The sequence below is a fragment of the Rhodococcus sp. X156 genome, assembly GCF_004006015.1.
Lineage (GTDB): Bacteria > Actinomycetota > Actinomycetes > Mycobacteriales > Mycobacteriaceae > X156.
Window position 1 is genome coordinate 256545 of record NZ_CP034766.1, and the last position, 17978, is coordinate 274522.

The 17978-nt window shown below is 72.1% G+C and carries 19 protein-coding genes and 1 tRNA gene; 10 read left to right on the plus strand and 10 right to left on the minus strand.

Going from position 1 to position 17978, the window contains the following annotated elements; translation table 11 throughout:
- The first annotated feature begins 69 nt into the window (after window positions 1-69).
- From ELX43_RS01185 to ELX43_RS01195, 3 genes are all read left to right on the plus strand, one after another.
- On the plus strand, window positions 70-1335 hold the full coding sequence (locus ELX43_RS01185; RefSeq protein WP_127781775.1) for an aspartate kinase: 1266 nt from the start codon (window positions 70-72) through the stop codon (window positions 1333-1335).
- Window positions 1332-2387: an aspartate-semialdehyde dehydrogenase gene (locus tag ELX43_RS01190; RefSeq protein ID WP_127781776.1), complete on the plus strand. Its 1056-nt coding sequence runs from the start codon at window positions 1332-1334 to the stop codon at window positions 2385-2387. The genes ELX43_RS01185 and ELX43_RS01190 overlap by 4 nt, the downstream gene beginning before the upstream one ends.
- 72 nt (window positions 2388-2459) lie before the next feature.
- Window positions 2460-2897: a Fur family transcriptional regulator gene (locus ELX43_RS01195; protein ID WP_127781777.1), complete on the plus strand. Its 438-nt coding sequence runs from the start codon at window positions 2460-2462 to the stop codon at window positions 2895-2897.
- On the opposite strand, the gene ELX43_RS01200 is transcribed toward ELX43_RS01195, so the two are convergent.
- The 3 genes from ELX43_RS01200 to ELX43_RS01210 form a co-directional block, all read right to left on the minus strand.
- A complete protein-coding gene (locus ELX43_RS01200; RefSeq protein ID WP_206518165.1) occupies window positions 2894-3469 on the minus strand; it encodes an NAD(P)H-dependent oxidoreductase in 576 nt (191 codons plus the stop codon). The genes ELX43_RS01195 and ELX43_RS01200 overlap by 4 nt on opposite strands.
- Before the next feature lie 157 nt (window positions 3470-3626).
- Window positions 3627-5480, minus strand: coding sequence for a prolyl oligopeptidase family serine peptidase (locus ELX43_RS18120; RefSeq protein ID WP_127781778.1), 1854 nt, complete (start codon window positions 5478-5480; stop codon window positions 3627-3629).
- Between the two features lie 55 nt (window positions 5481-5535).
- Window positions 5536-6108 (minus strand): dihydrofolate reductase family protein, encoded by a 573-nt coding sequence (locus ELX43_RS01210; RefSeq protein WP_164860548.1) that lies wholly within the window; start codon window positions 6106-6108, stop codon window positions 5536-5538.
- Between the two features lie 127 nt (window positions 6109-6235).
- Between ELX43_RS01210 and ELX43_RS01215 the strand changes: the two genes are divergently transcribed.
- Window positions 6236-7066: a hypothetical protein gene (locus ELX43_RS01215; RefSeq protein ID WP_127781780.1), complete on the plus strand. Its 831-nt coding sequence runs from the start codon at window positions 6236-6238 to the stop codon at window positions 7064-7066.
- 59 nt (window positions 7067-7125) lie between these two features.
- On the opposite strand, the gene ELX43_RS01220 is transcribed toward ELX43_RS01215, so the two are convergent.
- The 3 genes from ELX43_RS01220 to ELX43_RS01230 all read right to left on the minus strand — a co-directional run bounded on the left by ELX43_RS01220 (window position 7126) and on the right by ELX43_RS01230 (window position 8893).
- Window positions 7126-7202 (minus strand) — tRNA-Pro (locus ELX43_RS01220).
- Between the two features lie 67 nt (window positions 7203-7269).
- Window positions 7270-7944 (minus strand): TetR/AcrR family transcriptional regulator, encoded by a 675-nt coding sequence (locus ELX43_RS01225; RefSeq protein ID WP_127781781.1) that lies wholly within the window; start codon window positions 7942-7944, stop codon window positions 7270-7272.
- On the minus strand, window positions 7904-8893 hold the full coding sequence (locus ELX43_RS01230) for a metallophosphoesterase (RefSeq protein WP_127781782.1): 990 nt from the start codon (window positions 8891-8893) through the stop codon (window positions 7904-7906). Before ELX43_RS01230 ends, ELX43_RS01225 begins: the two co-directional genes overlap by 41 nt.
- Before the next feature lie 45 nt (window positions 8894-8938).
- Here ELX43_RS01230 and ELX43_RS01235 point away from each other — a divergent pair, with 45 nt between their 5' ends.
- Entirely contained in the window at window positions 8939-9409 is a 471-nt protein-coding gene (locus tag ELX43_RS01235; protein ID WP_127781783.1) for a GatB/YqeY domain-containing protein, read from the plus strand.
- Window positions 9410-9515: 106 nt separating this feature from the next.
- Here ELX43_RS01235 and ELX43_RS01240 read toward each other — a convergent pair whose 3' ends face one another.
- Complete coding sequence (locus tag ELX43_RS01240; RefSeq protein ID WP_127781784.1) at window positions 9516-11861, minus strand: transglycosylase domain-containing protein; 2346 nt, start codon at window positions 11859-11861, stop codon at window positions 9516-9518.
- Window positions 11862-12158: 297 nt separating this feature from the next.
- On the opposite strand from ELX43_RS01240, the gene ELX43_RS01245 reads away from it, so the two are divergent.
- Entirely contained in the window at window positions 12159-12476 is a 318-nt protein-coding gene (locus tag ELX43_RS01245; RefSeq protein ID WP_346773859.1) for a WhiB family transcriptional regulator, read from the plus strand.
- Window positions 12477-12553: 77 nt separating this feature from the next.
- On the opposite strand, the gene ELX43_RS01250 is transcribed toward ELX43_RS01245, so the two are convergent.
- On the minus strand, window positions 12554-13771 hold the full coding sequence (locus ELX43_RS01250) for an ArsA family ATPase (protein WP_127781785.1): 1218 nt from the start codon (window positions 13769-13771) through the stop codon (window positions 12554-12556).
- Window positions 13768-14796 carry an ArsA-related P-loop ATPase gene (locus ELX43_RS01255; RefSeq protein ID WP_241249563.1) on the minus strand — a complete coding sequence of 343 codons (1029 nt, stop codon included), beginning with the start codon at window positions 14794-14796 and terminating at the stop codon, window positions 13768-13770. The genes ELX43_RS01250 and ELX43_RS01255 overlap by 4 nt, the downstream gene beginning before the upstream one ends.
- Before the next feature lie 34 nt (window positions 14797-14830).
- Here ELX43_RS01255 and ELX43_RS01260 point away from each other — a divergent pair, with 34 nt between their 5' ends.
- From ELX43_RS01260 to ELX43_RS01275, 4 genes are all read left to right on the plus strand, one after another.
- The gene (locus ELX43_RS01260; protein ID WP_127781787.1) at window positions 14831-14995 is read left to right on the plus strand and encodes a DUF4177 domain-containing protein; all 165 of its coding nucleotides are present in this window, start codon (window positions 14831-14833) and stop codon (window positions 14993-14995) included.
- 12 nt (window positions 14996-15007) lie between these two features.
- The gene (locus ELX43_RS01265) at window positions 15008-15487 is read left to right on the plus strand and encodes a RidA family protein (RefSeq protein ID WP_127781788.1); all 480 of its coding nucleotides are present in this window, start codon (window positions 15008-15010) and stop codon (window positions 15485-15487) included.
- A 123-nt stretch (window positions 15488-15610) separates the two neighbouring features.
- Window positions 15611-16345, plus strand: a complete 735-nt coding sequence (locus ELX43_RS01270) for an NUDIX hydrolase (RefSeq protein WP_241249837.1) — start codon at window positions 15611-15613, stop codon at window positions 16343-16345.
- Window positions 16342-17130: an MBL fold metallo-hydrolase gene (locus tag ELX43_RS01275; protein ID WP_127781790.1), complete on the plus strand. Its 789-nt coding sequence runs from the start codon at window positions 16342-16344 to the stop codon at window positions 17128-17130. Before ELX43_RS01270 ends, ELX43_RS01275 begins: the two co-directional genes overlap by 4 nt.
- Before the next feature lie 116 nt (window positions 17131-17246).
- On the opposite strand, the gene ELX43_RS01280 is transcribed toward ELX43_RS01275, so the two are convergent.
- Window positions 17247-17942 (minus strand): dienelactone hydrolase family protein, encoded by a 696-nt coding sequence (locus ELX43_RS01280; protein ID WP_127781791.1) that lies wholly within the window; start codon window positions 17940-17942, stop codon window positions 17247-17249.
- Window positions 17943-17978 lie beyond the last annotated feature (36 nt).

The window sequence follows — 17978 nt, forward strand, 5'->3', positions numbered from 1 at the left end:
GCCGCGCGGCATCGGTAGAGTCGGCCCGGACATTCACCCTGAGCTCGACCATTCCAGGAGGTTGACGGCGTGGCGCTCGTCGTGCAGAAGTACGGCGGATCATCGGTCGGCAGCGCCGAGCGGATCCGACGCGTGGCCGAGCGGATCGTCGACCGGAAGAAGGCTGGCGACGACGTGGTCGTGGTGGTGTCCGCCATGGGCGACACCACCGACGAGCTCCTCGACCTCGCCCGCCAGGTGTCCCCGGTGCCCCCGGCCCGCGAGATGGACATGCTGCTCACCTCTGGCGAGCGCATCTCCAACGCGCTGGTGGCCATGGCCATCCACTCCCTCGGTGCCGAGGCCCGCAGCTTCACCGGCTCCCAGGCCGGCGTCATCACCGACGGCTCGCACGGCAAGGCCCGCATCATCGACGTCACCCCGGGCCGGGTCCGCGCCGCGCTGGACGAGGGCTCGATCGTGCTGGTCGCCGGGTTCCAGGGCGTGAGCCAGGACAGCAAGGACGTCACCACCCTGGGACGCGGCGGGTCGGACACCACCGCCGTGGCGCTGGCCGCAGCGCTGGAGGCCGACGTCTGCGAGATCTACACCGACGTCGACGGCGTGTTCTCCGCCGACCCGCGCATCGTCCCGGACGCCAAGCGCCTCGAGTCCGTCACCTACGAAGAGATGCTGGAGATGGCCGCGGCGGGCACCAAGGTGCTGATGCTGCGCTGCGTGGAGTACGCCCGGCGCTACAACGTTCCCGTGCACGTGCGTTCCTCCTACTCGACCAAGCCGGGCACCGTGGTGTCCGGATCGATTAAGGACATTCCATTGGAGCAGGCAATTCTCACCGGCGTCTCGCACGACCGGTCCGAGGCCAAGGTCACCGTCGTCGGTCTGCCGGACAGCCCCGGCAAGGCCGCGCAGGTCTTCCGTGCCGTCGCCGACGCCGAGATCGACATCGACATGGTGCTGCAGAACATCTCCGGCGCCTCCACCGGAACCACCGACATCACCTTCACGCTGCCGCGCAGCGACGGCCCCACCGCCGTGGAGAAGCTGACCAAGCTGCAGGCGGAGATCGGCTTCACCCAGGTGCTCTACGACGACCACGTGGGCAAGGTGTCGCTGATCGGGGCCGGCATGCGCAGCCACCCCGGCGTCACCGCCACCTTCTGCGAGGCGCTGGCCAAGGCAGGGGTGAACATCGACATCATCTCCACCTCGGAGATCCGCATCTCGGTGCTGTGCAAGGACACCCAGCTCGACGACGCGGTGCAGGCCATCCACGGCGCCTTCGAGCTGGGCGGCGAGGACGAGGCCGTGGTCTACGGGGGCACGGGCCGATGAGCGCCCACGACTCGGGTGCCGGCCTGCGCGTCGGCGTGGTCGGCGCCACCGGGCAGGTCGGTGCCGTGATGCGCCGGCTGCTGGACGAGCGTGACTTCCCGCTGGCGGAGCTGCGCTTCTTCGCCTCCGCGCGCTCGGCGGGCACCAAGCTGCCGTGGCGGGACGGGGAGATCGTGGTGGAGGACGCGGCCACCGCCGACCCCAGCGGGCTCGACGTGGCGCTGTTCTCCGCCGGAGCCACCACCTCCCGGGCGCAGGCACCGCGCTTCGCCGCTGCCGGCGTCACCGTGGTGGACAACTCCTCGGCGTGGCGCCGTGACCCCGAGGTGCCGCTGGTGGTCAGCGAGGTCAACCCGCAGGACCTGCAGAACCTGCCCAAGGGCATCATCGCCAACCCCAACTGCACCACCATGGCCGCCATGCCGGTGCTCAAGGTGCTGCACGACGAGGCCGGTCTGCGCCGCCTGGTGGTCAGCACCTACCAGGCGGTCTCCGGCAGCGGCCTGTCCGGCGTCGCCGAGCTGGAGTCGCAGGTGCAGGCCGTGGCGGCCGACGCCGCGCAGCTCACCCACGACGGTGGCGCGGTGGAGTTCCCCGCCCCGGACAACTACGTCGCCCCGATCGCGTTCAACGTGCTGCCCATGGCCGGCAAGCTGGTCGACGACGGCTCCTTCGAGACCGACGAGGAGCAGAAGCTGCGCCACGAGAGCCGCAAGATCCTCGGCATCCCCGAGCTGCTGGTGTCCGGCACCTGTGTGCGGGTCCCGGTGTTCACCGGCCACTCGCTGTCCATCAGCGCGGAGTTCGACCGGCCGCTGTCGGTGGAGCGGGCGCGGGAGCTGCTGGCTGACGCTGCGGGAGTGCAGCTGGTCGACGTGCCCACCCCGCTGGCTGCCGCCGGCGGCGACGTGAGCCTGGTCGGCCGGTTGCGCCAGGACGAGGGCGTGCCCGACGGGCGGGGACTGACCCTGTTCGTCAGCGGCGACAACCTCCGCAAGGGTGCCGCGCTGAACACCGTGCAGATCGCGGAGCTGCTCGCTGCCGCAGGCTGAGTCGCCCCCCGGGGGGTGTGGACCGTGAGGACAGACTTGCACGGTTCCAGAGAGACGCGGACACTCGGGCAGATGGACCTGCAAACCGCTCACCTCGACCCTCGCGCCATGCTGCGCCAGGTGGGGCTGCGGGTGACCGCTCCCCGGGTGGCGGTGCTGACCGCGCTGCAGGAGCACCCGCACTCGACCGCCGACATGGTGGCCTCGTGGGTGCGTGAGGCACATGGTCGCGTCTCCACCCAGGCCGTCTACGACGTGCTGCGGGTCTGCGTGCAGCACGGACTGGTCCGACGCATCGAGCCGGCCGGGTACCCGGCGCTGTACGAGACCAGGGCCGGGGACAACCACCACCACCAGGTGTGCCGGTCCTGTGGTGCGATCGCCGACATCGACTGTGCCACCGGCGCGGCGCCCTGCCTGACACCCTCGGAGGACCACGGCTTCGTCGTGGACGAGGCAGAGCTGGTCTTCTGGGGCTGCTGCGCCGCCTGCCAGGCTGCGAAGGTCTAGCGCCCTGCCTCGCTGCCCAGCGGCCGGCCCGGCTGCTGCCGGGCGAAGCCGACCACCTGGGCAGCCAGCAGCCCCAGGTTGTTCGCCACGGTGGCGTCGCTGACTCCGCCGTCGTCGTCGAAGCGGGCGACGGCGGAGTTCACGGCCGCCCCCAGCGGGGTGGGCCAGCCGCGCAGCGCGTGCACCACCGACCGCAGCGCGGTCAGCGTGGTGACCGAGGCCTGCCAGCCGTAGGCGGTGGCCACGCAGCCCACCGCCCGCCCGTCCAGGTAGGGGCGGGCGTCCTGGCGCAGGTCCTCCACGTAGTCCAGGGCGTTCTTGACCAGACCGGAGATCGTCCCGTGGTAGCCGGGGCTGGACAGCACCACGCCGTCGGCCTCGCGCACCGCGTCCACCAGGGCGCGGGCGGCGTCGGTGCGCTCGGTGAGGGCGGGATCGTAGAACGGCATCACCAGGTCGGCGCCGGTGACGACGGTGGTCTCCGCGCCCAGCTCGCGCGCGGCGGCCAGCACCACCCGCAGGGCCCGCTCGCTCTGCGACCCGCTGCGGGTGGAACCGCCGATGCCCACGATCCTCAGCGGCGACTGGATCTGCGACGCCTGGTTCTGCGACGCCTCGTTCTGCGGTGTGCTGCTCTGTGGTGTGCTGCCCTGGGCCACGCTGGTCCCCCCTCGCCCGGTGCTGACCAGGGAACCACACCGCGGAGGCCGCCGACAGGTGTGAGCCGAGTCAGCCGAGGCCGAGCATCCGCCGGGCGAAGTCCACCTCGGTGGCCACGTGCTGCACCAGCTCGGCCACCACCAGCGACCCGTGCCCGGCGTCGTAGCGGACCATCTCGTAGCGCTTGCCGCCGGCAGCCAGGCCGTCCAGGTAGTTGTCCACCTGGCGGATGGGGCAGCGCGGGTCGTTCTCGCCGGCCAGGATCAGCACCGGGGCGCGCACCGCGTCGACGTAGGTCAGCGGGGAGCACTCGGCGTAGAGCTCGGGCAGCTCCTCGGGGGAGCCGCCGAACAGTGCGCGGTCGTAGGCGCGCAGCGGCTCCATCTCGTCGGCGAAGGCCGCCAGGTAGTCGGCCACCGGCACGCCCGCGATGACTGCCGCCCACCGGTCGGGCTGGGTGCCCGCGGCCAGCAGGCTCAGGTAGCCGCCCCACGACCAGCCCTCCACCACGCACCGGTCCGGGTCGGCCAGCCCGGAGGCCACCGCCCAGTCCTGCACGGCCGCGACGTCGGCCAGCTCGGTGAGGCCGGGACGTCCCTCGATGGCGTCGCGCCAGGCGCTGCCGTAGCCGGTGGAGCCGCGGTAGTTCACGTGCACCACCGCGAACCCGGCGTCCAGCCAGGTGGCCCGCATCGCGGAGTAGCGGTCCTCGTCAGCAGCGTGCGGCCCGCCGTGCAGGCTGAACACGGTGGGCAGCGGGCCGTCGGCGCCGGCCGGGCGGGCCACGAGGGCGTGCACGTCGCCCACCCAGGCGTCCTCCAGCGGCTGCGAGGCGGGCGCGGGGTCGGCGTCGGGCGGGGTGAGCAGCACGGCGTCGGTGCCGTCGGCGTAGCGCACCCGCACCATGGACGGCTGCTCGGCGCTGGACCAGGAGTACTCCACCGAGGCGTCCGGGCGGGCGTCGGCGCCGCCGATGCTGCCGGGCGGGGTGTCCAGGTCCGACAGCGCACCGGTGATGAGGTCGTAGCGGTGCAGCGTGGAGCGCCCGGCGTGGGTGTGCACCACCACCAGGGCGGTGCCGTCGAGGTAGAAGTCGCCGCTGAGGTCGCCCGGCAGGTCGATGGCCAGCTCGGTCTGCTCGCCGGTGGCCACGTCCCAGATCACGAGCTCGTCCCGGCCCCGGCGCTCGTGGTTGACCAGCAGCCGGGTGTCGCCCTCCACCGGGGCGAAGGCGAGCGCGTCCAGGCCCTTGCCCTCGCCGTCGTGCAGCTCGGCCACCGTCTCGGTCACCGAGCCGTCGGCGGCCAGCCGGAACACCCGCAGCGCGGGGTGGCGGGAGTCGCCGTGCTCGGAGTGGTGGATGGCCAGCAGCGTCTCGTCGCGCGAGAGCGCGCCGGTGCCCGCGTCCTGGGCGTGGGCGTAGACCACCTGGGTGGCTGCCGCGCGGGTGCGGTCCGCGGTGGCCCAGATGGTGGTGCCCTCGTCGGTCGAGGCGGCGATGGCGGTGATCTTGCTGCCCAGCTCCAGTCCCGCCGGGTACCCGGCGGTGGTGCCCGCGACCGCTTGCTGCGGGGTCCAGTCGGTGGGTCGGCCGGCGAAGGGCTCCGCCACCCAGTGCCCGAACTCGTCGCCGTCGGTGTCGTCGAACCACCACACGTGGGCGCCGTCCGGGCTGATGGTCGCTCCGTGCGTGCCCGAGGGGCGGTCGGTGACCTGGCGACGCAGGTCGGTGAGCCGGTCCCAGGTGTAGATCTCCCAGGTCCCGGAGGCGTTGGAGGAGAACACGTTGCGGTCGGGAGCGTGCAGCGCCCAGTCCGGCAGGCTGATCCGTGGGGCGGTGAACCGGGCCCGCCAGCGTGCCTCGGCCGCGGGGTCGTCGAACAGGGTCTCGGGCACGGGTGCTGCGGGATGCTGGGTCGTCACCCCCGCGATGATGCCAGCCGCGATGCACCCCATCCCCGCGCAGTGCGGGAGCCGGTCAGCGGAGGACGTCCCAGACGTTCTTCTGCACACCGTTGGCGTAGACCTCGTGCTCGACGAGCGCCAGCTTCTGGGCGTCCTTGTCCGCCGGGCTGAAGAGCCGCTTGCCGGCTCCGAGCAGGAGCGGGAAGACGAGCAGATGGTATCGATCCACCAGCCCGGCGTCGGAGAGAGCGTGGTTCAGCGACGCGCTGCCGTGGACGATGATCGGGCCGCCCTCGGTCTCCTTCAGCGCGGCGACCTCCTCGGGCGAGCGCAGGATCGTGGTCTCGCCCCAGCCTGACGCCAGCTGGTCCTCGGTCAGCGTGGTGGAGACGACGTACTTCGGCATCACGTTGTAGTCAGCGAAGTCCTCCATGTCGGGCCACACCGGACTGAACGCCTCGTAGCTGGTCCGGCCCAGCAGCATCGCAGTGGCTTCCTCCTGCTCCCGGCCCTTGATCTCGTACGCCTCGGGGAGGAACTCCACGTCCTTGAAGCTCCACCCGGCGTTGCGGTAGCCGGGTTCGCCGCCCGGGGCTTCCATGACGCCGTCGAGCGAGAGGAAGGCGGTGCTGATCAGGGCGCGCATGGGTGGTCCCTCCGTGTTGTCGTGTCCTCCTGCCTTCTGACTGCGGCTGACCGGCAAACTCATCGGTCACCGTGGGCTGTGGGCTGGCTCACCAGGGACGGTGGGTGAACCAGGCATGATGTGGCGCATGAGTGAGAAAACCGTTCTCCGTGGCACCGTCGTCCTGGCCTCCGGGGTGCTGGCCGCGGCCGTGCTGGCCGGCTGCGGGTCCGACACCAGCTCGCTGGACGGGGAGGGCCCCACCAGCGCCCTGCCCGCCACCACCCAGGACGCTGCGACGGCGACCGCCGCACCCAGCCCGGACGCCAGCAGCACCACGGCGGGCGTGCCCACGCCCACCGCGGCCGGCGAGGCCACCCCCGGCGCTCCGGCGACCGGTGGGTCCACCGGCACGGCAGCACCGGGCGCAGCTCCGGGCCCGGGTGGCACCGGGCCGGGTGGAGCCGGGAGCGCCCGCACCGGCAGTCCCGCAGCCCCGGCCGCTCCCCCGGCCAGTGGTCAGGCCGTCAGTGCCTACGCCAACCAGGTGTGCGGCGCGGTCACCCCGCTGTACTCGCTGAAGGAGCGCTACCAGAATCCCGACCTCTCCGGGATCACCAACGGACAGCAGGCCAAGGACCTCGCGGTGCGCATCCTGGGCGAGGCTGTCGCCCAGGGCAACGCCTCGCTCAGCGCGGTGAGCTCGCTCGGCCCCGCCCCGGACGCCCAGTCCGCCGCGGGCATCGCCGGCTTCGCCCAGGCCCTGCGCGCGGGCGTCGGATCCGCCCAGACGTACCTCGGCCAGGCTCGTGCGGTCGACCCCAACAACCCGCTGGCCCTGGTCAGCCTGGCGCAGCAGGCCCGGCAGCAGGTGCAGACCACCGCGAGCTCTGGGGTGGCGTCACTGCGCTCGGGCAGCAGCCCGGCGATGCTCTCGGCGCTGCGGGCCAGCCCCGGCTGCTCCGCCCTGGGCCTGTAGCCAGCAGAAACAGCAGAGGCCCTGGCCGGCGAACCGGCTAGGGCCTCTGCGTACTGCACTGGTCGGGGTGACAGGATTTGAACCTGCGCCCTCTTCGTCCCGAACGAAGCGCGCTACCAAGCTGCGCCACACCCCGGTGCGGCTCGCCAAGTCTAGCGGATGTTCCTGGCGTCGTTGACCGGGTACCCCCTAGACGGTCCGCCCTACGACGTGGCGGCCGGCTCTTCCGGCCAGCGCCGCTCGATCTCCTCGAGCGTGGTGCCGTAGATCGCCCCGACCCAGATGCGCAGCAGGGCGTCCGCCGCGTCCTCGGGGGCCACCGCGGGGTGGGCCACGCCGTACCAGCGGATCAGGGTCGACTCGGTGAGCAGCGTCAGGGCCTGGGCGACCAGGTCGGCGTTGCACTCCGGGGCACGGCCGGCGGCGATCTCCTCGCGGATGCGCCCGGCGGTGGCTGCAGCGAAGCGATCCTCCACCTCCGTGCGGCCCTCCTTGATGGCGGTCTCGTGGTAGGAGGCCTCCACCAGCGCGTTGATCAGCGTGCCGTGCTCGCGGTACAGCGCGACCAGCCCCTCGATGGCCTGGCGGGAGATGGTGGCGGGGCTGCCCTCCCCGGCCAGCCACTGCGCGCGGTCGCTGCGCTCGGCCAGGGTCACCGTCACCGCCGCACCCAGCTGGGCCAGCAGGTCGAGCCGGTCGGTGAAGTGCACGTAGAACGAGGGGCGGGACAGCGTGGTGCACGCCATCACCCGGTCGATAGTCAGGTCGTGCCAGGGGTTGTCGCGAAGAAACTCCTCGGCGCCCGCCAAGATCTCCTTGCGCGCGTCTTCCGGCGCCCTACGGCGCCGCACCTTCGTGGGGCGCTGCTGAGGAGTCACCGTTGAAGTGTAGATCGTCAATAGCGCTCTGCCCCGCATGCGCAGCTCCACCTCGCGAGGCGGGAACCAGGGTGAGCAGGCTCGCCTCGGGGCGGCACGCGAAGCGCACCGGCGCGTAGGGCGAGGTGCCCAGCCCGGCGGAGACGTGCAGCCAGGTGTGCGCCCCCCAGTGCGAGGCACCCTTGGCCCGGCTGCTGTCCAGCTCGCAGTTGGTGACCAGGGCACCGTGGAAGGGGACGCACAGCTGCCCGCCGTGGGTGTGCCCGGCCAGCACCAGGTCGTACCCGTCGGTGGCGAAGGCATCCAGCACGCGGGGCTCGGGGGAGTGCGTCAGGCCCAGCCGCAGCTCCACCTCGGTGGGGGCCCGGCCGGCGATGGTGGCGTACCGGTCGCGCTCGATGTGCGGGTCGTCCACCCCGGCGGCGGCGACGCGCACCCCGGCCACCTCGAGCTCGCGGCGCACGTGGGTGAGGTCCAGCCAACCGCGCTCGGTGAACGCCGCCCGCAGGTCCTGCCAGGGCAGCGCGACACCGTGCACCCGCTTGTGGTTGGTGCGGAAGTACTTGAACGGGTTCTTCGGCTGCGGCCCGAAGTAGTCGTTGCTGCCGAAGACGAACAGGCCGGGCCGGTCGAGCAGCGGTCCGAGGGCCTGCACCACGGCGGGCACCGCGCTGGGGTGGGCGAGGTTGTCGCCGGTGTTGACCACCAGGTCGGGGTTGAGCTCGTCGAGGGCGCGCACCCACGCCTGCTTGCGGCGCTGGTTGGGCATCATGTGCAGGTCGGACAGGTGCAGCACCCGCAGGGTCGGCGACCCCGGGTCCAGCACGGGCAGGGTGACCTCGCGCAGCGCGAAGGCGTTGCGCTCGATGCCCGCGGCGTAGCCGACGCCTGCGGCGACGGTTCCTGCGGCGGCCAGGGCGACTAGCGGGGTGCGGGAGCTGGGGGACACACCTTTAGGGTACGACGCCCCCTTTGCCGCGTAACGTCAGAGCACATGGCAGAGCTGAAGCAACGCATCAAGGCAGACCTCACGACGGCGATGAAGGCCAAGGACGCGCTCACCGTGTCCACGCTGCGAATGGTGCTCTCGGCGCTGCAGTACGAGGAGGTGTCGGGCAAGCAGGCCCGCGAGCTCACGGACGAGGACGTGCTGCGGGTGCTGGCGCGGGAGTCCAAGAAGCGCGGCGAGTCGGCCGAGGCGTTCGACGGGGCCGGGCGAGGCGAGCTGGCGGACAAGGAGCGCGCCGAGGCGCAGGTGATCGACGCCTACCTGCCCACCCAGCTCAGCGACGCCGAGGTGGACGACGTGGTGGCGCGCGCGGTGGCAGCGGTGGCGGAGACCACCGGGGAGCAGCCCGGGCAGCGCCAGATGGGGCAGGTCATGAAGGAGGCCGGCGCGCTGGCCGCGGGCCGGGCCGACGGCAAGCGGCTCTCCGCCGCGGTGCGGGCGGCGCTGGCGGGCTGAGTCGCGACCGGCGGACCTCCGCCAAGACCCGAGAACCGCCGAGGGCAGAGAAGACGCGAGGCGCGTCCCCAGTGGGGACGCGCCTCGCGTGGCGTTCGGGGACGGCCTAGCCGGGCGGGATGCCCGGGATGACCACGCCGGGCGGCAGCACGATCGGCGGCACTCCCGGCACCGGAACCTGGATGGTCTGCTGGGGAGCAGACCCACCCGAGCCGCTCGAGCCACCCGGGGACGACGACGCCGACCCGGGGGCCGACCCGGGTGCCGGCGACGTCGACCGGCCGGAGGGGGCCTGTCCGGTGCTCACCGACAGGGTGACCGTCGAGCCGGGCTGGGCGGTGCCGGTGACGCTCTGGTCCACCACGGTGCCCTTGGTGGAGCCGTTGGGCTGATCGGTCTGGGCCACCTTGAAGCCAAGATCGGTGAGCCGCTTGGACGCGTCGCCGACGGTCAGGCCCTTGACGCTGGGCACGGCGCCCTTGCCGCTGCCGTTCAGGTACTTCTCGTCCACCGGGGGCAGCACCACGGGCCCGTAGTTGAGGGCGATCGGCTTCATCGCCGCGAACCAGGTGCGCGCGGGTTCCTGACCACCGGTGAGGTCGGGCTTGACGCAGCTGCGCAGCGGGTCGTGGCAGATGCCGCCCGGGTTGCCGGAGTCGTCGAACACCAGGTTGGCCCCGGCCAGGGTGTTGGTGAAGCCGAGGAACGCTGAGGAGTACTCGCGGTCGGTGGTGCCGGTCTTGGCTGACATCGGCAGGTCCCAGCCGACGGTCTTGGCCGCACCCGCCGCGGTCCCGATGGTGTCGTCCTTGCTCATCGCGTTGGCCAGGGCGTGCGCCAGGCCGGGCTCGACCACCTGCTCGCAGGCGGGGGAGCTGACCTTGACCGGCTGCCCCTTGGAGTCGGTGATCGAGTCGATCGGGTTGGGCGGGCACCACACCCCGCCGGAGGCGATGGTGGCCGCCACGTTGGCCATCTCCAGCGGGTTCACCTGCACCGGGCCCAGGGTGAAGGACGCGGAGCCCTCCGCCTTCAGCTTCTCCGCGATGGAGATGTTCGGGGTGGCCGGGCTGGCGGGGGTGGTGGCGTAGGAGCGCAGGCCCAGCTTCACCGCCATGTCCACCGTCGGGGCGACGCCGGTGGCGGCGATCAGCTTGACGAAGGCGGTGTTGGGGGAGAAGGCCAGGGCGTCGGTCACCGTGTACTTCAGCTTGTAGGACTCGTTGTAGTTCTTGACGCAGTAGTCCTTGCTGCCGTCCTCGCAGCCACCCACGCCAACCCCGCTGACCCGCACGGTCTGCGGGGAGTCGAGCACGGTGTTGATGCCCATGCCCTGTTCCATCGCGGCAGCCGTGGTGAACACCTTGAAGATCGATCCCGCGCCGTCGCTCTCCAGCGTGTGCGTCTGCGGGAAGGAGGTCTCCTTCCGGGCGGAGTCCAGGCCGTAGGTACGGCTGCTGGCCATCGCCAGCACCTTGTGGTCGGTCTGGCCCGGCTGGATGATGTTCATGACGCTGGAGATCTTGGGCAGGTCGGCCGGGGCGAACTTGTTCACCGCCGCCTTGGCCGAGGCCTGCACCACCGGGTCGAGCGTGGTCTTGATGGTGTAGCCGCCCTTGTTCACCTGGTCCGGGCTGATGCCGGCGTCGGCGAGGTAGTCCACCACGTACTTGCAGAAGAACCCGTTGCTGGCCGAGTCGCCCACGCCCATGCACCCGTTGTTGGTGCTGTTGGGCTTGGGCAGCACCCCTAGCGGGGATGCCTTGGCGGCAGCGGTGTCCTGGGCGTTGAGCACGCCGTTGGTCTGCATGGTGTCCAGCACGACGTTGCGGCGAGCCAGCACGGCCTCGGGGTTGGTGTAGGGGGTGACCGAGCTGCGCTGCACCATCCCGGCGAGCATGGCGGCCTGCGGGACCTTGAGGTCCTTGGCGTCCACGCCGAAGTAGGTCTGTGCCGCCGACTGGATGCCGTAGGCCCCGGAGCCGAAGGGCACCAGGTTCAGGTACCGGGTGAGGATCTCCTCCTTGCCCAGCTCCTTGTCCAGGGCCAGGGCGATGCGGATCTCCTTGAGCTTGCGTGCCGAGGTCGCCTCGGTGGCCTCCTGGCGCTCGGCGTCGTTTTGGGCCACCACCAGCAGCATGTAGTTCTTCACGTACTGCTGGGTGAGCGTCGAGGCGCCCTGCTGGGTCTCGCCCGAGGAGGTGTTGGTGAGGAAGGCGCGGAAGGTTCCCCGCCAGTCCACGCCCTGGTGGTCGAAGAAGCGCCGGTCCTCGACGGACACGATGGCCAGCTTCATCGCGTCGGAGATCTGGTCCGCCTCGACCACGGTGCGCCGGCCGGCCGGGTCGTAGAGGTAGGCGATGGGGTTGCCCTGGTTGTCGAGCATCGTGGTCGTCTGGGGCGCCTCACCTTGGGCTAGCTCGGTGGAGACGCTGTCGACGGTGTCACTCATCTTGTTCGAGAGCAGGCCCGCGCCGCCCACGGCAGGGAAGAGCAGACCTGCGAGCAGGACCCCCGCGATGAGACAGCAGCCGGCGAGCCTGACAAAGGGATTAGCTGGAGCCACAGGCACAGGGTACGCAAGGACCCTGGCAAAGCAGGGATCTCACCCTCAGGGGACTACCGAATGGCGAGCGTCACTGCGACACTGTGGAACCCAGGTGGTTAGCGATGCGTCACACACGCCTGGGTGCCGCAGGGGAGCGGCAGGCGCAGATCGACACAGGTAGTTGACGAGGGGGGATCAGCTGTGCGGAGACCAGAGCAACCGTTGGCCGGCGACGAGCGCGCGGCGTGGACGGCCCAGGCGGCGTGCACCGGGGTCGACCCGGAGGAGCTGTTCGTGCAGGGCGCCGAGCAACGGGCGGCCAAGGCGATCTGCCGGCCCTGCCCGGTGCAGCTGGAGTGCCTGGCCGACGCCCTCGACCACCAGGTGCCCTTCGGTGTGTGGGGCGGACTGACCGAGCGAGAGCGCCGCGCCCTGCTCAAGGCTCGGCCGGACGTGCGCTCGTGGCGCGAGCACCTGGAGCGGGTCGAGGCCGGCCACCCCGTGGCTCAGGTCGGCTAGCCCAGGTCGGCTGGCCCAGGTCGGCTGGCCCAGGTCGGCTGGCCCAGGTCGGCTGGCCCAGCCCGTACCGGGCTGGGCTAGCCGGCCCCGGTGAGCTCGTCGCCCAGCGCGCGCAGCGCGTCCAGGTCAGCCACCTCGAAGGGCAGGGCGGGCACGCCGATCAGCGGCACCCTCGGGTGGGCGTGGGTGAACCGGCTGAGCAGGTGCACCTCCCGCTCGGCGGTCACCGCCTGGTCGGCGTGCACCCGCAGCGCACCGGCGGCCAGGGCGTTGTCCCCGGTCTTCTCCAGCGTGCCGGCGGCCTCCTCGGCCAGCGCGGGGCTGAGCTCCACCAGGGTGGGATGGGTGCGGTTGAGCACCAGCCCCACCAGCGGCATGTTCTCGGTGGAGAGCCGGTCGACGAAGTACGCGGCCTCGCGCAGGGCGTCGGGCTCGGGTGCGGAGATCACCATGAACGCGGTGCCCGGGCGGCGCAGCAGCTCGTAGGTCGCCTTGGATCGCTCGCGGAAGCTGCCGAACATCGTCTCGAAGGCCTGCACGAAGGCGGCGGCGTCGTTGAGCATCTGTCCGCCGATGATGGTGGACACCCCCTTGGCGGCCAGGCCCACCGCGCCGCCCACCACCTTGCGCAGCCCCAACCCGCCGGCGCGGGCGGGGGCGGAGAGCAGCCGGATCATCCGGCCGTCCAGGAACGCCGAGAGCCGCTGCGGGGCGTCGAGGAAGTCCAGCGCCGAGCGCGAGGGCGGGGTGTCGACCACGATGAGGTCCCACTGCCCGGAGGCCGCCAGCTGGCCCAGCTTCTCCATGGCCATGTACTCCTGCGTCCCGGAGAACGAGGTGGCGATGGTCTGGTAGAAGGGGTTGGACAGGATGGCCTCGGCCCGGCCGGGCTCGGCGTTCTCCAGCACCATCTCGTCGAACGTGCGACGCATGTCCAGCATCATCGCGTGCAGCTCACCGCCGTGCTCGGGCTCGTCGTCCTTGTCGCCGGTGAGGTCCACCCGCTGCGGGGTGTTGGTCAGCTCGGCCACACCCAGGGCCTGAGCCAGCCGCCGCGCGGGGTCGATGGTCAGCACCACCGCGCGGCGACCCTGCTCGGCAGCGCGCAGCGCCAGCGCGGCCGCGGTGGTGGTCTTGCCGACGCCGCCGGCACCGCACACCACGATGACCTTCGTCTTCTCGTTGGCCAGCAGCGCGCCCACGTCCAGCAGCCCCGACCCTGCGGCGGTGGCCTCGACGGCCGTGGTGTTGGTGGCGGCGGCGTTGGTGGGCACCGGGGCCTTCTTGGCGCTCATCGCACACCCTGCTCAGCGAGAACCTCGGCGAGCTCGTACAGGGCACCGAGATCCACCCCGTCGGCCAGCGCGGGCAGCTCCACCATCTCGGCTCCTGCCTTGGCCAGCCGAGCTCGACTGGCCTGCTCGGTGCGCACGCGCAGGGCGTGCTGCACGGTCTGGGTGACCAGCCCCGCGATGTCGTCGTCGCTGAGCTTGATGCCGGCGACGTCCAGCCCGGCGCGCAGGGCCTCGGTGTCCACCGCTCCGTCGGCCGCGGCCTGCAGGGCGTCCTCCGGCAGCTCGTGGGCCTTGGCGCGGTTGACGATCACCGCGCCGGTGCGCAGGTCGGCCGCCCGCAGCTCCTCGAGCGCGTCCAGGGTCTCCTGCACGGGCAGCTCCTCCAGCAGCGTCACCAGGTGCACCACCGTCTGGTCGGAGTGCAGCAGCTCGATGACGCCCTCGCTCTGCGCGCGGATGGGACCGCTCTTGGCCAGGTCGGCCATGGCCCGGGTGACGTCGAGGAAGTTGACCACCCGGCCGGTCGGTGGTGCGTCGACGACCACCGCGTCGTAGGTGCGGCGCCCGTTCTTCTCGGTGCGCACCACGCACTCCTTGATCTTGCCGGTGAGCAGCACGTCGCGCAGGCCCGGCGCCAGGGTGGTGGCGAACTCGATGGCACCCACCCGGCGCATCGCCCGGCCGGCGAAGCCGAGGTTGTAGAACATGTCGAGGTATTCCAGCAGAGCCGTCTCGACGTCGATGGCCAGTGCGCGCACCTCGCCGCCTTCGGCCGCCACCGCGATCCGCTTCTCCTCGTGGGGCAGCGGGGGCGTGTCGAACATCTGCGCGATGCCCTGCCGCCCCTCCACCTCCACCAGCAGCACCTTGCGCCCGCCCGCGGCGAGGGCCAGGGCGAGGGAGGCCGCCACAGTGGACTTTCCGGTTCCGCCCTTGCCGGAGACCACGTGCAGGCGGGCCTGGGCGGCTGCGGCGGGCCAGTGGGTCTCGGCGGCCGCAGCAGTAGTCGTGTCGGTTGCAGGCACGCGCAGCACTCTATGCGCGCCGTACAGTGAGCGCATGACCACCTGGGAATACGCCACAGTTCCGCTGCTCACGCACGCCACCAAGCAGATTCTCGACCAGTGGGGTGCCGACGGCTGGGAGCTCGTCGCGGTGCTGCCCGGGCCCACCGGCGAGCAGCACGTCGCCTACCTCAAGCGCCCGCGCTCCTCCCAGGGCTGAGCGGGCACCCCGATGGCTGACTGGTCCACCCGGCTGTCCTTCCTCGGCATCACCCTCCCGCCGGTCGCGGCGCCGGTGGCCGCCTACGTGCCCGCGGTGCGCTCGGGCAGCCTCGTCTACACCTCCGGCCAGCTGCCCTTCGTCGACGGCGCCCTCGCCGGCACCGGCAAGGTCGGCGACGCGGTGAGCCCCGAGCAGGCCAAGGAGCTCGCCCGGGCCTGCGCCCTCAACGCGCTGGCGGCTGTGCACGCCCTCGTGGGCATCGACTCCGTGGTGCGGGTGGTCAAGGTCGTCGGCTTCGTCGCCTCCGCCGAGGGCTTCACCGGCCAGCCCGGCGTGGTCAACGGTGCCTCGGAGCTGCTGGGCGAGGTCTTCGAGGAGGCCGGCCAGCACGCCCGCTCCGCCGTGGGGGTGGCCGAGCTGCCGATGAACGCCCCCGTCGAGGTGGAGCTCGTCGTCGAGGTGCTGGCGCCGGCCGCCGTGCTCGTCTGATGCTGTGACGACGGCGACACCGCCGGACGTAGCATCACGAAGGTGACCTCACCAGACGCTGCTCCGGCAACCCCGCTGCGGGACGCCTCCACCATTGCGCTGGTGCGCGACACCGATGCCGGCATGGAGGTCTTCCTCCTGCACCGCACCACCGCGATGGCCTTCGCCGGCGGGATGACGGTGTTTCCCGGTGGTGGTGTGGACGCGCGCGACGCGGAGACCGACCTCGGCTGGGTGGGACCGCCGCCGAGCTGGTGGGCCGAGCGCTTCCGCTGCCCGGAGAGCACGGCAGCCGCCCTGGTGTGTGCAGCCGTGCGGGAGACCTTCGAGGAGTGCGGCGTGCTGCTCGCCGGCCCCACGGCCGACACCGTCGTCGCCGACACCTCCGGCTACGGCCCGGCCCGGCAGGCGCTGGTGGACCGCGAGCTGTCGTTCGCGCAGTTCCTCGCCCGCGAAGGGCTGGTGCTGCGTGCCGACCTGGTGCGTCCCTGGTCCAACTGGATCACCCCCGAGGCGGAGACCCGCCGCTACGACACCCGCTTCTTCGTGGCCGCCATGCCGCAGGGGCAGATCGCCGACGGCGTGACCACCGAGGCCTCCGACGCCGGCTGGCAGCGACCACAGGACGCCATCGCCGACTGGCAGCAGGGCCGGCGGGGACTGCTGCCCCCCACCTGGTCCACGCTCCGGGAGCTCGACGCCTGCGGCGACGTGGCCGGGGTGCTCGGCGCGGAGCGCGACCTGGACCCGGTGGCCCCCAGGCTGGTGTCGGACGGCACCGCGGTGCGCATCGAGTTTCCCGGCGGGGACGACTACCCGGTGGGCCTCGGTCGCCAGTCGGCCCAGGACGCGTCATGAGCCTGGTGCACCCGGCGTACGGGCAGCTGCGACAGGTGACCCCCAGCGCGGCGGTGCTGCTGTGCGAGAACCCCTCGGTGATGACCCTGGAGGGCACCAACACCTGGGTGCTGCGCGCGCCCGGCTCCGAGCAGTGCGTGGTGGTGGACCCCGGACCGGACGACGAGGCGCACCTGCGGCGGGTGGCGGCGGTCGGTGACGTGGTGGCCACGGTGCTCACCCACGGCCACGTCGACCACGCCGCGGGAGCCAAGCGGTTCGCCGAGCTGACCGGCTCCGTGGTGCGCGCGGTGGACCCCGCGCTGCGGCTGGGCTCGGAGGGTCTCGCGGAGGGGGACGTGGTGGCCGCCGCGGGGGTGGAGCTGCGGGTGCTGGCCACTCCGGGCCACACCGCGGACTCGGTGTGCCTGGTGCTCGACGGCGACGGCGAGCGCGGCAGCGTCATCACCGGGGACACGGTGCTCGGCCGCGGCACCACGGTGATCGCGCCGCCGGACGGTGCGCTGGGCCCGTACCTGGAGTCGCTGCGGATGCTGGCCGAGCTGCCCGAGGGGGCCACCGTGCTGCCCGGGCACGGGCCCGACCTGCCCGACGCCCGTGCCGCGGTGCAGTACTACCTGGCCCACCGCGAGGAGCGCCTCGAGCAGGTGCGCGGCGCGCTGCAGACGCTGGGCGCCGACGCCACGCCCCGGCAGGTGGTGGAGCTGGTGTACGCCGACGTGGACCAGACGCTGTGGCCGGCGGCGGAGTGGTCGGTGCGGGCCCAGCTGGACTACCTGCGCTAGCGGACGGGGACTGGGCGCGGGCCCTGCACGCACCACCGCCGCCCACGGGGTGCGGACGGCGGTGGGTAGCGGTTGCAGACGCAGCCGGGCGCGCTTGGTGGTACTTGCAGACGCCCCTAGCCGAGCTCGGCGTGCAGCGCGTCCAGGGTGCGGTCCCAGGCCAGCTTGGCCTTGTCGGCGTCGTAGGTGCCCATCAGGTTCTCGTCGTTGAAGAACGCGTGCCCGGCGTCGTAGCGGTAGAACTCCGGGGCGCGACCGCTGCCCTCGGTGATCTTGGCCTCCAGCTCGCCCAGCGCCTCCTCGGAGATCATCTGGTCGTGGGTGCCGAAGTGGCCGACCATCCGGGCGGTGAGGTTGGTGAAGTCCGGCTCGGTCTGCAGGATGCCGTAGAAGGGCACGGCCACGGCGATCTTGTCGCCGAGCTGCGCCGCCATCGAGATGACGAAGCCACCGCCCATGCAGAAGCCGACCACGCCGACCTTGTCGGAGGTGACGGCGTCGTTGCCCAGCAGGAAGTCCACCGCACCGGAGAGGTCACGGGCGGCCTGGTCCACGGGCAGCTTCTGCATCAGCTCGCCGGCCTCGTCGGCGTCGTGGGCGGTGGCACCGCCGTAGAGGTCGGGTGCCAGCGCCACGAAGCCCGCTGCGGCCAGCCGGTCGGTCACGTCCGCGATGTGGGTGGTCAGGCCCCACCACTCCTGGATCACGATCACACCGGGGCCGCTGCCCGACTCCGGGAGCTTCAGGTAGCCGTGGGCGGTCGAGCCGTTGCTCGGAAAGGTGACGTTCTGCACGGGGTTCTCAGCTGTCATGTGCCCAATGAGAGCACGGGTGGTGCGGTGGTGCCG

What these genes read in the sequence shown, in the direction of transcription:
- ELX43_RS01190 (WP_127781776.1), top strand. Translation starts at nt 1,332, where the DNA reads ATGAGCGCCCACGACTCGGGTGCCGGCCTGCGCGTCGGCGTGGTCGGC.
- ELX43_RS01195 (WP_127781777.1), top strand. Translation starts at nt 2,460, where the DNA reads ATGGACCTGCAAACCGCTCACCTCGACCCTCGCGCCATGCTGCGCCAG.
- ELX43_RS01210 (WP_164860548.1), bottom strand. Translation starts at nt 6,108, where the DNA reads ATGCGCGCCCTGATCAGCACCGCCTTCCTCTCGCTCGACGGCGTCATG.
- ELX43_RS01215 (WP_127781780.1), top strand. Translation starts at nt 6,236, where the DNA reads ATGAGTGAGAAAACCGTTCTCCGTGGCACCGTCGTCCTGGCCTCCGGG.
- ELX43_RS01235 (WP_127781783.1), top strand. Translation starts at nt 8,939, where the DNA reads ATGGCAGAGCTGAAGCAACGCATCAAGGCAGACCTCACGACGGCGATG.
- ELX43_RS01240 (WP_127781784.1), bottom strand. Translation starts at nt 11,861, where the DNA reads ATGAGTGACACCGTCGACAGCGTCTCCACCGAGCTAGCCCAAGGTGAG.
- ELX43_RS01250 (WP_127781785.1), bottom strand. Translation starts at nt 13,771, where the DNA reads ATGAGCGCCAAGAAGGCCCCGGTGCCCACCAACGCCGCCGCCACCAAC.
- ELX43_RS01260 (WP_127781787.1), top strand. Translation starts at nt 14,831, where the DNA reads ATGACCACCTGGGAATACGCCACAGTTCCGCTGCTCACGCACGCCACC.
- ELX43_RS01265 (WP_127781788.1), top strand. Translation starts at nt 15,008, where the DNA reads ATGGCTGACTGGTCCACCCGGCTGTCCTTCCTCGGCATCACCCTCCCG.
- ELX43_RS01270 (WP_241249837.1), top strand. Translation starts at nt 15,611, where the DNA reads ATGGAGGTCTTCCTCCTGCACCGCACCACCGCGATGGCCTTCGCCGGC.
- ELX43_RS01275 (WP_127781790.1), top strand. Translation starts at nt 16,342, where the DNA reads ATGAGCCTGGTGCACCCGGCGTACGGGCAGCTGCGACAGGTGACCCCC.
- ELX43_RS01280 (WP_127781791.1), bottom strand. Translation starts at nt 17,942, where the DNA reads ATGACAGCTGAGAACCCCGTGCAGAACGTCACCTTTCCGAGCAACGGC.